Source organism: Algibacter sp. Ld11, from assembly GCF_045066735.1.
Classification (GTDB): domain Bacteria; phylum Bacteroidota; class Bacteroidia; order Flavobacteriales; family Flavobacteriaceae; genus Algibacter.
This window is the reverse complement of record NZ_JBISHH010000009.1, coordinates 44,920-58,969: the sequence shown is the minus strand read 5'-3', so window position 1 is coordinate 58,969 and position 14,050 is coordinate 44,920. Positions and strand designations below refer to the sequence as shown.

The 14,050-nt window shown below is 33.6% G+C and carries 10 protein-coding genes; 8 read left to right on the top strand and 2 right to left on the bottom strand.

Features of this window, described 5'->3' with window-relative positions:
* Positions 1-9: 9 nt before the first annotated feature.
* Together ACJJV4_RS04850 and miaB are read right to left on the bottom strand one after the other, a co-directional pair.
* A complete protein-coding gene (locus tag ACJJV4_RS04850) occupies positions 10-1,278 on the bottom strand; it encodes a sigma 54-interacting transcriptional regulator (protein WP_405292341.1) in 1,269 nt (422 codons plus the stop codon).
* Positions 1,279-1,340: 62 nt separating this feature from the next.
* Positions 1,341-2,789, bottom strand: coding sequence for a tRNA (N6-isopentenyl adenosine(37)-C2)-methylthiotransferase MiaB (miaB, locus tag ACJJV4_RS04845; protein WP_405292340.1), 1,449 nt, complete (start codon positions 2,787-2,789; stop codon positions 1,341-1,343).
* A 290-nt stretch (positions 2,790-3,079) separates the two neighbouring features.
* On the opposite strand from miaB, the gene ACJJV4_RS04840 reads away from it, so the two are divergent.
* The 8 genes from ACJJV4_RS04840 (at position 3,080) to ACJJV4_RS04805 (ending at position 13,903) form a co-directional block, all read left to right on the top strand.
* Entirely contained in the window at positions 3,080-3,865 is a 786-nt protein-coding gene (locus ACJJV4_RS04840) for a hypothetical protein (RefSeq protein ID WP_405292339.1), read from the top strand.
* Between the two features lie 188 nt (positions 3,866-4,053).
* Positions 4,054-6,588: a type I DNA topoisomerase gene (topA, locus tag ACJJV4_RS04835; protein WP_405292338.1), complete on the top strand. Its 2,535-nt coding sequence runs from the start codon at positions 4,054-4,056 to the stop codon at positions 6,586-6,588.
* 123 nt (positions 6,589-6,711) lie between these two features.
* The gene (locus ACJJV4_RS04830) at positions 6,712-7,878 is read left to right on the top strand and encodes a formimidoylglutamase (protein WP_405292337.1); all 1,167 of its coding nucleotides are present in this window, start codon (positions 6,712-6,714) and stop codon (positions 7,876-7,878) included.
* Between the two features lie 161 nt (positions 7,879-8,039).
* Positions 8,040-9,401 (top strand): gliding motility lipoprotein GldK, encoded by a 1,362-nt coding sequence (gldK, locus tag ACJJV4_RS04825; protein ID WP_405292336.1) that lies wholly within the window; start codon positions 8,040-8,042, stop codon positions 9,399-9,401.
* A 95-nt stretch (positions 9,402-9,496) separates the two neighbouring features.
* On the top strand, positions 9,497-10,138 hold the full coding sequence (gene gldL, locus ACJJV4_RS04820; RefSeq protein WP_405292335.1) for a gliding motility protein GldL: 642 nt from the start codon (positions 9,497-9,499) through the stop codon (positions 10,136-10,138).
* 69 nt (positions 10,139-10,207) lie between these two features.
* Positions 10,208-11,770: a gliding motility protein GldM gene (gene gldM, locus ACJJV4_RS04815; RefSeq protein ID WP_405292334.1), complete on the top strand. Its 1,563-nt coding sequence runs from the start codon at positions 10,208-10,210 to the stop codon at positions 11,768-11,770.
* A 111-nt stretch (positions 11,771-11,881) separates the two neighbouring features.
* Positions 11,882-12,772, top strand: coding sequence for a gliding motility protein GldN (gldN, locus tag ACJJV4_RS04810; protein ID WP_405292333.1), 891 nt, complete (start codon positions 11,882-11,884; stop codon positions 12,770-12,772).
* A 90-nt stretch (positions 12,773-12,862) separates the two neighbouring features.
* Positions 12,863-13,903 carry an NAD(P)/FAD-dependent oxidoreductase gene (locus ACJJV4_RS04805; RefSeq protein WP_405292332.1) on the top strand — a complete coding sequence of 347 codons (1,041 nt, stop codon included), beginning with the start codon at positions 12,863-12,865 and terminating at the stop codon, positions 13,901-13,903.
* The last annotated feature ends 147 nt before the right edge of the window (positions 13,904-14,050 follow it).

Genomic DNA, 14,050 nt, shown 5'->3' with positions numbered 1-14,050 from the left:
AACGTACTATTATAAATCGTATTGTTTTATTTTGCGATATAATGTACGTTCGCTAATACCAAGTTCTGCGGCTGCTAATTTACGTTTTCCGCTGTGACGTTCTAACGATTTTTTAATTAATTCTAATTCTTTATCGTGAATAGATAAAGTTTCTTCTTCTTCAATTTCTTCTGCAAAGTGGTATTTATCTTGGGTGTTGATAGGTTCTTCAATGTTTGACGTGTGTTCTGGAATTGAAAGCAGCTCGGTATTGTTTACGCTTTCTTCAAAATCAAGAATGTCATCATCGTCATCTCCGTATATTTTTTGAATTAAACTTTCATTTTTCTTCTCAACATCTTTGGTGTTCCCATTTTTCATGAGTTCCATGGTGAGTTTCTTTAAATCACTTAAGTCACTTTTCATATCAAAAAGAACTTTATACAGAATTTCGCGCTCGCTACTAAAATCACTTTTAGATTTCGATGTTTTAATTACGGCAGGCAAATTTGTTCCCGAAGCGGGTAAATAACCAGTTAAAGTTTCGGCGCTAATGGTTCGGTTTTGCTCTAAAACAGATACTTGTTCTGCAATGTTACGCAATTGTCTAATATTACCGTTCCAGCGGTGTTTTGTAAGTATATGCACAGCCGAGTCTGTAAGTTTTACTGTGGGCATTTTATATTTTAATGCAAAGTCGCTAGCAAACTTTCTAAATAATAAATGTATATCGTCTTGGCGTTCACGAAGTGGCGGTAAATTAATGTCTACAGTGCTTAATCGATAGTATAAATCTTCTCTAAATTTTTCTTTTTCAATAGCTTCAAACATGTTCACGTTTGTTGCAGCTACAATACGAACGTTGGTTTTTTGAACTTTACTAGAGCCTACTTTTAGAAATTCGCCATTTTCTAAAACACGCAAAAGCCTAACTTGTGTTGTAAGTGGTAATTCGCCAACTTCATCTAAAAAAATAGTACCGCCATCGGCCACTTCAAAATATCCTTCACGCGTTTGTGTGGCACCTGTAAAGGCTCCTTTTTCGTGTCCGAACAGTTCCGAATCTATTGTGCCTTCTGGTATAGCTCCACAGTTTACTGCAATATATTTATTGTGTTTTCTGTGTGATAATTGATGTATTATTTTAGGAATACTTTCTTTTCCAACACCACTTTCTCCTGTTACTAAAACCGAAATATCGGTAGGGGCAACCTGAATAGCTTTTTCTATAGCACGGTTTAGCGTTGGTGTATTGCCAATAATACCAAATCGTTGTTTAATTGCTTGGATTGATTCCATATTCTTAATTAAAAATTAAAAGTGAATAATGCTAAATGCTTGGTTTTAGTTTCAAATAAATATTAATTATTCATTGATAATGCTATGCCTTCGCCAATTAACGTGGCGCTGGTACAATTGTTAACCTTTACTTTTACAAAATCACCAATTTTAAAATCAGCTTTAGGGAACACGCACACAATATTTTGTGAGGTACGACCCGACCATTGTTCGGCAGATTTTTTCGATTCTTTTTCAATTAAAACCTCTACTTCTGTGCCTAAGTGTTCTTTGGTTCTAAATTCGCTATGTTCACGTTGTAAATCTACAATATCTTGTAAACGGCGTTTTTTTACAGGTTCTGGCACATCGTCTTTCATATTTCTTCCGGCCATAGTACCAGGGCGTTCAGAGTAGGTAAACATGTAACCAAAATTATATTTTACGTATTCCATTAAAGAAACGGTATCTTGAAAATCTTCTTCTGTTTCTGTAGGAAAACCAACAATCATATCCTGGCTAATAGTGCATTTTGGAATAATACGACGGATGTTATCTATTAATTCAAAGTACTCTTCGCGGGTGTGTAAACGATTCATTTCCTTTAAAATACGGTTGCTTCCGCTTTGCACAGGTAAATGGATGTGGTTACAGATATTGTCGAATTTAGCCATGGTTTTAACCACATCTAAAGTTAAATCTTGCGGGTTAGACGTTGAAAAACGAATACGCATTTTTGGTTGCTCTTTAGCACAAAGCTCTAGTAATTTAGAAAAGTCTACAGCAGTAGCCTTCTCCATATCGCTAGCTTTTACAAAGTCTTTTTTAAGTCCGCCACCGTACCAAAGGTAGCTATCTACGTTTTGACCAAGTAAGGTTATTTCTTTAAAACCACGACTCCATAAGTCGTTTATTTCTTCTAAAATACTTTGTGGGTCACGACTACGCTCACGGCCTCTAGTAAAGGGTACTACACAAAACGTACACATGTTATCACAGCCACGTGTTATGGAGACAAAAGCTGTAACGCCATTAGAATTTAAACGCACCGGAGAAATATCGCCATAGGTTTCTTCTTTAGAAAGAATAACGTTTATAGCATCTCTACCTTCGTCAACTTCAGCTAAAAGGTTTGGTAAATCTTTGTATGCATCTGGGCCCACAACTAAGTCAACAATTTTTTCTTCTTCAAGAAATTTTGTTTTTAAACGCTCGGCCATACAGCCTAAAACGCCAACTTTCATTTTTGGGTTTAGGTCGCGTTTTACGGCATTATATTTTTCTAATCGTTTACGCACGGTTTGTTCGGCTTTATCACGAATAGAGCAAGTGTTAACTAAAACTAAGTCGGCTTCTTCTAGATTTTGTGTGGTATTAAAACCCTGATCTTTCATGATAGAAGCTACAATTTCACTATCGCTAAAATTCATTGAGCAGCCGTAGCTTTCAATAAAAAGTTTGCGTGTATTGCCTGCTTTCTGTTCAAGCGTTAAAGATTGACCTTGTTTATTTTCGTCTATAATTTTTTCCATAGTTTGCTAGAAACTGGTATTGTTCAATAAGTGTGCAAAGATACAATTTATTTATGTTATGTGACAAAGTGGCAGTTTTATTTTTTATGCGTTATTAATGGTTTTAAGCTATCTTTTTAGTTTTAATGAAGGGTTTCTAAATCAGGTTTTTAATGCATGTTTAGTGTGTAGCTTAATTTTTAAGTGTTGGTGTTTTTAATTTACTATCGAGTTTTTTTAACAAGATTTTTTGTTTTGAGAAATTAAATTACTTTTACGGCTTTAAATATCTTAACCCCTAACTTTAAAATATGAACACTATTACTAGTCTATTAGAAAAAATTAATAATGCAAAGCAGCTCGATTTTGGCTCTATTTTTAGCGAAGCCATTGAGTTGTATAAAAAAACTTGGGTGCAAGGTTTCTTGCTTCAAATTTTTACTTTGGTTGTTATGTTGCCATTAATTTTAGTGTTTTATATCCCTTTAATAGGTTTAATGGTTGCTCAACAAGAGAGTGGGTATAACGATCAAGAAGCCCTAAATACATTTTTAGGTGGTATGTCTGTAATTTATATTTTGTTTGTAATTTTAGGAGTATTTGTTTTAGGTACAATATCATTAACGCTACAAGCATCTTTTTTTAGAATTATAAAAAGAATGGATTATAACGAAGCTGTTACCACAACCGACTTTTTTCATTTCGTAAAAGGAAAATATTTAAGCAAAGCCTTTGTTATAATGCTTATTTCAATTGGTATTGTTATTCCTTCGGCATTATTATGCTACATACCATTAATATATACTATGGTTCCGGTTTCTTATTTTATGCTAATTTTTGCTTTTAATCCGGAGTTTAGTACTGGAGAAATTGTTAAGGCAAGTTTTAAAATTGGAACAAAAAAATGGGGAATAACCATAGGATTGTTTATTGTAAGTTACCTATGTATTTTTGTAATATCAATGATTACTTGTGGATTGGGTTCTTTATTTCTACAAGCGTTTCTATGGCATCCTATTTATTTAATTTATAAGAAAGTGGTAGGTTTTGATGAAACTACAGATGCTATTGAAGAAATAGGAACTTCGATAGAATAAAAAATATAACACCTATATATAAGGTGTTTGAAATAATGGATTTTTAAATATTTTTAAAAGTTTAAAAAATAAAAACCTGCTTTTTACTCTTAAAAGCAGGTTTTTTTTTGCAAAAATTATACAGATAGTGCGTAAAATTAGGCAGATAAACTTTTTTTGATATACATTTGTAGCACAAAAAATGATTTATGGCGAAGAATTTAGTAATAGTAGAGTCACCTGCAAAGGCAAAAACCATTGAAAAATTTCTAGGAAAAGATTTTAAAGTAGAATCTAGTTTCGGGCATATTTCCGATTTACCTTCCAAAGAGTTAGGGGTTGATGTTGAAGGTGATTTTAATCCCAAATACGAAGTATCCACAGATAAAAAAGCAGTTGTAAAAAAACTGAAAGACTTAGCTAAGAAAGCCGAAATGGTTTGGTTAGCAAGTGATGAGGATCGCGAGGGAGAGGCTATTGCGTGGCATTTAGCCGAAACGCTAAAATTGGACAAAGACAAAACAAAACGTATTGTTTTTCACGAAATAACAAAATCGGCAATTTTAAAGGCGATTGAGAATCCGCGTGGAATAGATTATGATTTAGTAGACGCGCAGCAAGCACGTCGTGTATTAGATAGAATTGTAGGTTACGAGCTTTCTCCTGTTTTGTGGAGAAAGGTTAAAGGTGGTTTGTCTGCTGGTCGTGTACAATCTGTTTCTGTTCGGTTAATTGTTGAAAAGGAAAGAGATATACAAGGTTTCAGCCCTGTAGCATCATATAGAATAGATGCAGAATTCTCTAATGAAGATGGACAAAGTTTTAAAGCAAAACTTCCGAAGAACTTTTCAACTAAAAAAGAAGCTCAAAAATTTTTAGAGAAAAATGCTCAGGCCGATTTTAAAGTAGCCGATTTACAACAAAAACCAGCTAAAAAATCTCCAGCAGCACCGTTTACAACCTCTACGTTGCAACAGGAAGCTTCTAGAAAATTATACTTTTCGGTAAGTAAAACCATGACTATGGCGCAACGCCTTTACGAAGCAGGTTTAATTACTTATATGAGAACGGATAGTGTTAATCTTTCCGATGAAGCTAAAAAAGGAGCGGAGGCAGAGATTAGAAATGCTTATGGTGACAAATACAGTAAATCTAGAAACTATAAAGGAAAAGCCAAAGGAGCTCAAGAAGCTCACGAAGCGATTCGTCCAACCAATTTCGCTGTACATTCAGTAGATATTGATTATGATCAAGCGCGTTTATACGATTTAATATGGAAACGTTCTATTGCATCGCAAATGAGTGAGGCAGAATTAGAGCGTACTAACGTAAAAATTAGTGCATCAACACATAAAGAAACGTTTACAGCAAACGGAGAGGTTATTACGTTTGATGGTTTTTTAAAAGTATATTTAGAAGGTACCGATGATGAGGATTTAGATGAGCAAGATGGTATGTTGCCAGCTATGAAAACTAATGAGACATTACTTAATAGTTATATAACAGCAACCGAACGTTATACGCGTCCGCCAGCTAGATATACGGAGGCATCTTTAGTTAAGAAGTTAGAAGAATTAGGTATTGGTCGTCCGTCTACCTATGCACCAACAATTTCAACTATTCAAAATAGAAATTATGTTGAAAAAGGGACTATAGATGGAGAGGAAAGAAATTATTCTCAATTAAAACTTCAAGATGGTTCTGTAAATGATGTGACTTTATCAGAGAAAGTGGGGTCAGATAAAGGGAAGTTGGTTCCAACTGATATTGGAATGATTGTAACTGACTTTTTAGTGAATCACTTTGAGTCTATTTTAGATTATAGTTTTACAGCAAAAGTAGAAGCCGATTTTGATGAAATAGCAGAAGGAAAAGAGGATTGGAAAAAAATGATGAAATCGTTTTATGATAATTTTCATCCCATTGTTGAAGATGTTAAGGAAAATGCAGATAGAGAGTCTGGTGAACGTATTTTAGGTGAAGATCCTAAAACAGGTAAACGTGTAAGTGTGCGTTTAGGTAAATTTGGGCCAATGGTTCAAATAGGAACGGTTGATGATGAAGAAAAACCGCAGTTTGCAAGTTTAAGTCCAGATCAACAATTAAATTCTATTACCTTCGAAGAGGCGATGGATTTATTTCAACTTCCTAAAAACTTAGGAAACTTTGAAGATGAAGAAGTGGTTGTAAATAACGGGCGTTTTGGACCTTATGTAAAGTTTGGCGATGCTTATGTATCACTTCCGAAAGGAACAGACCCATTAAGTGTGGAGTTAGATGATGCTATTGTTTTAATTAAAGAAAAGCAAAAAGCGGATGCTCCTATTTACATGTATAAAGATCTGCCAGTACAGAAAGGTAAAGGGCGTTTTGGACCATATATTAAATGGAACAATTTGTTTATTAACGTGAATAAAAAATATGATTGGGATAATTTAACCGATGATGAAATTGTAGAGCTTATTGAAGTTAAGATTCAAAAAGAAATTGATAAAGTAATTCATAATTGGGAAGATGAAGGTATTCGTGTTGAAAAAGCACGTTGGGGACGTCACAATGTAATAAAAGGTAAAATAAAAGTAGAGTTAGCTAAAACGGTTGATGTTACAGAAATGACCTTGGAAGAGGCAGCTAAGCTAATAGAAGCCAAAACTCCAAAAAAGAAACCAAGAAAAAAAGCAGCGCCTAAAAAGGCTGCGGCAAAAAAAACGGCAACTAAAAAAACAACAGCGAAAAAGAAATAATTTTATAAATAATTGAAATTTCAACACGTTTATTTGTGATATAAATTTCTGCATTTATAGTATTTGTTTTCTTTTTTTAGTGATATTTGTATAAAGCAAAACAGTATAATTTAGTACACTTTAATGGATTTTAACTTTCTGTCTCCTGTTTCAGATTTTGTATTGGCTCATAATGAGTTGCTTTCAGCTCAAGCTTTGGGGCGAAAAATAAAAATTCACTCAGCACAGCAGGGACTTCCCGATTTGGATGGTGTTCAAATAGCTATAGTTGGTATTCTAGAAAACAGAAACGACATTAATTATATAGGTGAAGAGTTTTGTTTAGATGAAATTCGTAAAGGATTTTATAGCCTTTTTCCAGGAAGCTGGAATATTAGTGTTGCCGATTTAGGAGATATTGAGAAAGGCGAAAGTGTCGATGACACCTATTTTGCTTTAAAAGAAGTTGTAAATACTCTAATTAAGCAAAATATAATTCCCGTGATTTTGGGTGGGTCTCAAGATCTTACTTATGCAAACTATCGTGCTTATGATAGTTTTGCGCCCATGGTGAATATAGTAAATGTTGATAGCAAATTCGATCTAGGCGATTCAACTAAACCTATTAAAAACAATAGTTTTGTAGGTAAAATTATTTTAGATCAGCCCTATAACCTTTTTAATTACGCAACAGTAGGCTATCAAACATATTTTAATTCGCAAGAAGAAATAGATTTGATGGATAGCTTGTATTTTGAATCATACAGGTTAGGGCAGGTGTCTCACGATATTACAATAGTAGAACCTGTATTAAGAGATGCTAATATTGTAAGTATCGATTTAGGCTCTGTAAAAAGTTCAGAAGTAAGTTTAAATCAAAAAGTATCACCAAATGGCTTTGATGGTAAAGAAATTTGTGCTATTGCTAGATATGCTGGTATAAGTAATAAGGTGTCGTCTTTTGGTATTTATGAATATAAACCTTCTAGTGATGATGAAATAACATCTATGTTGGTCTCACAAATGTTATGGTATTTTATTGAAGGCGTAAATTATAGAATAAAGGATGATGATTTTTCGGATGAATATACTTACCAAAAATTTATTACTTTGGTAGAATCTGAAGAGCTAGTGTTTTATAAGAGTAATAAGACAGGTAGATGGTGGATTGAAATCCCTTTTTTATCAGAAGTTAATAATAAATTAAAAAGGCATACGTTATTACCATGCATGCACCAAGATTACAAAGATGCATGTAATAATATAGTGCCAGAGCGCTGGTACAAAGCCATTAGGAAAAATAGTATTTGAGAAGTAAAAAAGGTTTAAATGCGTATTTCATCGTTTAAATGTTATTTTTTTACGACGAAATGTAAATTTTTTAGGTAAAAAGTTGTTTTTTAAAAAATATATAAATATGTTTACGCTCTCAAGTTAGAGCTTAAATAATTAACCGCGAGTTTTCTATGATTATGAAGAAGTTTATATTATTAACCACAGTAGTAGCATTGCTAGCAAGTTGCGGCTCAAATGACAGAGGCGAACTAGTAGGTGTGCAAGGAAAAAAATGGCATCCAGAGAAGCCTTACGGTATGGAGCTTATTCCTGGTGGAGCATTTATAATGGGTAAAGCTGATGATGATTTAGCTGGTGTGCAAGATGCACCTGCAAAAACAGTTACTGTACGCTCATTTTATATGGATGCAACTGAAATAACAAATAGTGAATATCGCCAGTTTGTTAATTGGGTAAGAGATTCTATCGTTAGAATGAAACTTGCCGTTTTAGCTGATGAAATTGGAAAAATTCCTGAAGATGGAGGTATTGGTGAATTTGCATTTAAAGATGCAGATACGGCCAACATGTCTGTTTATGAAAAATACATGTTCGAAAATTATACTGGATTAGGACCAACAGGTTATGAAGGTAGAAAATTGAATAAAGATGTAGATCTAGTTTTTGATACCGCTGAATATCCAGATGAATGGTATGCAGAAGTTATGGATACTATGTATTTACCTTTAGAGGCATCATACAACGGGCAACGTACCTGGGATGTTAAAAAGTTTAAATTCCAATATAGTTATATGGACATTCAAGAAGCTGCCAATAACAGAGGTATTGAACGTAAGGATGCTATTAAAAAGGAAGAGTTAGAAATATATCCAGATACAACAGTTTGGATTAGAGATTTCGCGTATTCATACAACGAGCCAATGCACAACGATTATTTCTGGCACGATGCTTACGGAGAATATCCTGTTGTAGGTGTTACTTGGAAACAAGCAAAAGCTTTTTGTGAATGGAGAACTTTAAACAAAAATTCTTATCAAAAACAGAAAAAAGGTGCAGCTATGGTAAACACATTTAGATTACCATCTGAAGCAGAGTGGGAATATGCCGCTCGTGGAGGTCTGCAAGCAGCAACTTACCCATGGGGTGGGCCTTATACTAAAAGTGATAGAGGTTGTTTTATGGCAAACTTTAAACCGGTACGTGGAGATTATGCTGCCGATCAAGCTTTATATACTGTAGAAGCAAAATCTTATGAGCCTAACGATTACAATTTGTATAACATGTCTGGAAATGTTTCAGAATGGGTAAATGCATCTTACGATCCTTCATCTTATGAGTATACATCAAGTATAAATCCAAGTGTAAATGATAGAGATAACAAGCGTAAAATTGTACGTGGTGGTTCTTGGAAAGATGTAGCTTACTTTTTACAAGTAAGTTCAAGAGATTACGAATATGCAGATTCTGCAAGAAGTTATATTGGTTTTAGAACCGTTCAAGATTATATGGGGACACAAGTAACAAAAAACGGTAACTAAGCTAATTGTATTTAATCAAATCAAATCATTATAAATTTTTATTAATTAACCTTTAACCTACTTAAGTACTAGTACTTAAATTAAAATCAAGAATTATGGCAAAGTCAAAAGCAAGTAAAAAGATCATGAATATGGCCTACGGATTAGGAGCCGCAGTGGTAATCTTAGGAGCATTATTCAAAATTACTCACATGGAGTTTGGACCTTTAAACGGTAACACATTATTAACAATTGGTTTAGTAACGGAGGCACTAATATTTGCATTATCTGCATTTGAACCAGTAGATGATGAATTAGACTGGTCTTTAGTGTATCCAGAATTAGCTGGAGGTATTGGAAGCAAAAAAGAAGCGGTACAAAATGATGATGCTCAAGGTATGTTATCTAAAAAATTAGATAACTTATTAAAAGAAGCTAAAATCGACGGAGAGTTAATCGCAAGTTTAGGAGATAGTATTAAAAACTTTGAAGGTGCAGCAAAAAATATGGGATCTACTGTAGACTCTATGGAAGCAACCAAAAAGTATGGTGCAGAATTATCTTTAGCAGCTTCACAAATGGAATCATTAAATGGTTTATACAAAGTACAATTAGAAAGTGCTAGTAAACAAGCCACTATTAATGAAGAGTCTGTAGAAAATGCAGCAAAATTAAAAGAACAAATGCAATCTTTAGCTTCAAACTTATCATCATTAAATGGTGTTTACGGAGGTATGTTATCTGCAATGAATAAATAATTAATTAGGCTAATTAATAACCCCAAATTATTATTACTATTAATTAACCATTAAAAAACCTAATTAACCATGGCAGGAGGAAATTTATCACCTAGACAGAAAATGATTAATCTAATGTACCTCATATTTATTGCGATGTTAGCATTAAATATGTCGAAAGAAGTACTTTCAGCATTCGGATTAATGAACGAGAGACTTGTTGAATCTAACGAGTCTGCAGAATTGAGAAATAAATCTTTTGTAGATAATTTAAAGTTAAAAGCAGAAGAACAACCAGAAAAATATGAACCTTTAAAAGCGAAAGGTGAAGCTTTAGATAAATTAGCTCACGATTTTGATAGCTATCTTACGGAATTAAAGGGTAAAATGACAGCTACTGTAAAAGATGCTACCGAATATGAAAGTATGGATAAAGGTGATTACCTTGATCAAAACTTTTTTAAAGGAGGGAAGCTAAAACCAGAAGGCGAAGAGTTTAAAGCAAAAATAGTAGAATTCAGAGAAGGCGTTCTTGGTTTGATAGAAGGTCAAAAAGGTATGGAAGATGTTGTTAAATCTGTAAAAGACAAATTTAATACAGAAGATGTTAAGCGTGGTGCAGGAACTGTAGAATGGTTAGATCATAACTATAAAGGTTTTCCTTTAGTTGCTTCTTTAACTAAAATGACACAGCTTCAATCTGATATTAAAACAACAGAATCTGAAATCTTAGGTAATATGTTGCAAGGAACACTTTCTAGTGAGGTGTCTATGACTAACTATACTACTTTAATGGAAACATCTAAATCTGCTTATTTTAACGGAGAGCAGTTCGACGGACAAATTGTTTTAGGTCGTACAGATGCTTCTACAAAACCAAGTCGAGTTGAATTAACTTTAGACGGTAGAAAATTAAGTGATAAACAATACACTATTGAAGGCGGAAAGGTGAAACTTAAAGTTGGAACGGGTGGAGTTGGAGAGCATAAAATTGCAGGAGCTTTATATTTTGCTCAAGACGGAGAAGAGGTTGAAGTACCTGTAAGCTCATCTTTTGCAACTGTTGCAAAACCAAATTCAGCAACTATTTCTGCTGATAAAATGAATGTAGTTTATAGAGGTGTTAAAAACCCAATGACTATTTCTTTTGCAGGTGTGCCGGATAATAAAGTTAAGGCTAGTGCTCAAGGTTTATCGAGAGTTTCTGGTAGTAAATATGTTATGGATGCTACTAAAATTAAAGGTAGAGAAATAACAATTAATGTAAGCGCATCATTGCCTGACGGTGGTGGTAATGTAGGAGATAAAGCAACATTTAGAATTAAAGATTTACCAAAACCAACAGGAACTGTAAGAGGTGAAGATGGTGCTGTAAAAATGCAACGTAATAGTCTTGAAATTTCAACTATTGGTGCTAAATTTGACGATTTTGATTTTGAATTGCCTTTACGTGTTACTGGATTTAAATTTAAAGTACCAGGGCAACCAACAATAAGTGTAAGTGGTAGTAAGTTAGATAGTAGAGCAAAAGGAGCTTTACGTAAAGCTAAGCGTGGATCGGATGTTACAATTTTTGATATTCAAGCTAGAGCAACTGGTGTTAGTGTAATACTTAAAAAAGTATCACCAATTATTATCGAGCTTACAAACTAAAAGCTAAAACATAACGTTTAGTTATTACTGAATAATGAGTATTATAGGATGAAACATCTAAAATAGAATTCTATTTTAGATGTTTCATTAAAAACAATAAATAGTAAGCACATGAATTTGAAAAGTTTTTTATTAACTGTAACAACTGTTTGTACCGTATCTGGTATGTTTGCTCAGGCAAATATTTTAAATGCGAAAAGCCCAGAAGAAATTGGTGTTAGAACAGATGCTCAAAAGGCTGTAGATAACGATAAACCTTTAGAATACGGTTATGTAGATGATCGTGATATTCTATTTTCAAAAATGACTTGGGAAAAAGTGGTTTTAGACGAGCGTTCTAACTTTCCTTTGTACTATCCTATAGACACTAACAACATTAGTAGTAACAGACGTTCATTATACGATGTTCTAATGAAGAACATTAAAAATGGTAAAATTGAAAACATCTATGATGATTCTTATTTTAATGCAAAAAGAACTTTAAAAGATATTGAGTCGGCTTTATCTAAAATTGATACCACAGGTGTTGGTATTGAGCAATTAAATGCTGGTGAAGAATTATCTGCAGAATATATTGATAGAAGAGATATTACGGCTGCAGAGATTAGAGAATATCACATTAAAGGTCTTTGGTATTTTGATAAACGCCAGGCCGAAATGAAATACCGTTTATTAGGTATTGCTCCAGTGGCACCAGATGTTAACTTTATTGATGATGATGAGCCAGATTTAGTTGAGTTATTTTGGGTGTTTTTTCCAGACGCTCGTGAGGTTTTGCATGAAGCAAAATCCTTTAACAACAAAAATAGCTCAATGCCATTTTCATTCGATCATATTTTAAATGCACGTCGTTTTCATGGTTATACCTATAAGGAAGAAAACGTTCAAGGCGATAGAGCGGTATCGGAATACATTTCAGATAATGCTTTAATGCAACTATTAGAATCTGATAGAATTAAAGATAAAATTAGAGATTTTGAATTAGATATGTGGACATATTAAATTCTTTAAAATTTAAAAATATAAAACGCTCACTTTTAAGTGGGCGTTTTTTGGTTCAATAAATTAAGTAAATATTTATCTTCGCGTGACATGAAAGTAGATTATATTATTGTTGGAATTGGTTTAGCTGGTATTAGTTTTTGTGAGCAATTAAAGGCTTATAATAAAAGTTTTGTGGTGTTTGATAATGCATCGCAGCAATCGTCTACTGTAGCGGGAGGCCTTTATAATCCCGTAGTTTTAAAGCGATTTACATCGGTATGGAAAAGTGAAGAACAACTTGATCTTGCTTTACATTTGTATGTAAATCTAGAAGAAAAACTGAATGTAAAACTCGATTATAAAATTCCAGTTTACAGAAAATTTGCTTCTTTAGAAGAACAAAACGATTGGTTTACTGCATCTGATAATCCGCGATTATCTCAATATTTATCGGGATCATTAGTTAAGAATAATAATGATTCTATTAATGCTCCGTTTAGTTTTGGCGAAGTATTAACCACCGGGAGAGTAGATGTAAAAACCTTGATTGAAACTTATAAAGCGGATTTGTTAAAGCAAGGTCTTTTGTTTGAAAATCTTTTTGACTATAGTGCTTTAGAAGATAAGAGCACAGGTGTTTGTTATAAAAATATAGAAGCAAGGCATATTGTTTTTGCTGAAGGTTTTGGAGTAAGTAAAAATCCATTTTTCAATTATTTACCTATGGTGCCAACTAAAGGAGAGTTGCTTACTATTCTAGCGCCTAAGTTGAATATGGATTTTGTATTAAAAGCGGGTGTTTTTTTGATTCCTTTGGGAGATGATTTGTATACCGTTGGTGCAACTTACGATTGGCATGATACCACTCACGATATAACTGATAAGGCAAGAAATCAACTTTTAGATAAATTAGAAAAGGTAATTAACTGCGATTTTACTGTGGTAAAGCAGGTAGCAGGTATTAGGCCAACTGTAAAAGATAGACGCCCTCTAGTAGGTAAACATAGTGATTATATAAACATGTATGTTTTAAACGGTTTAGGAACGCGCGGTGTAATGATTGGGCCGTATGTTGCTAAAGCCCTATATGAATTTATTGAGTTTGGTACGCCATTAGAGTCTGAAATTGATATAGCTCGTTTTAAGTAAGTATTCCTTAGGATTGTAGTTTGCCTGAATAACTTGGCGTATTGGTTTGCGTTAGGGATTGAACGGTTTGTTTAAGCTCCCCGACCAAAGGAAGGGAGCGAGTAGTGAAAGCCCGACCTTTTGCAAGTTTGCTAGGTTGTTTTTAAC

What these genes read in the sequence shown, in the direction of transcription:
- ACJJV4_RS04830 (WP_405292337.1), top strand. Translation starts at nt 6,712, where the DNA reads ATGGATTTTAACTTTCTGTCTCCTGTTTCAGATTTTGTATTGGCTCAT.
- miaB (WP_405292340.1), bottom strand. Translation starts at nt 2,789, where the DNA reads ATGGAAAAAATTATAGACGAAAATAAACAAGGTCAATCTTTAACGCTT.
- gldK (WP_405292336.1), top strand. Translation starts at nt 8,040, where the DNA reads ATGAAGAAGTTTATATTATTAACCACAGTAGTAGCATTGCTAGCAAGT.
- gldM (WP_405292334.1), top strand. Translation starts at nt 10,208, where the DNA reads ATGGCAGGAGGAAATTTATCACCTAGACAGAAAATGATTAATCTAATG.
- gldL (WP_405292335.1), top strand. Translation starts at nt 9,497, where the DNA reads ATGGCAAAGTCAAAAGCAAGTAAAAAGATCATGAATATGGCCTACGGA.
- ACJJV4_RS04840 (WP_405292339.1), top strand. Translation starts at nt 3,080, where the DNA reads ATGAACACTATTACTAGTCTATTAGAAAAAATTAATAATGCAAAGCAG.
- topA (WP_405292338.1), top strand. Translation starts at nt 4,054, where the DNA reads ATGGCGAAGAATTTAGTAATAGTAGAGTCACCTGCAAAGGCAAAAACC.
- ACJJV4_RS04805 (WP_405292332.1), top strand. Translation starts at nt 12,863, where the DNA reads ATGAAAGTAGATTATATTATTGTTGGAATTGGTTTAGCTGGTATTAGT.
- gldN (WP_405292333.1), top strand. Translation starts at nt 11,882, where the DNA reads ATGAATTTGAAAAGTTTTTTATTAACTGTAACAACTGTTTGTACCGTA.
- ACJJV4_RS04850 (WP_405292341.1), bottom strand. Translation starts at nt 1,278, where the DNA reads ATGGAATCAATCCAAGCAATTAAACAACGATTTGGTATTATTGGCAAT.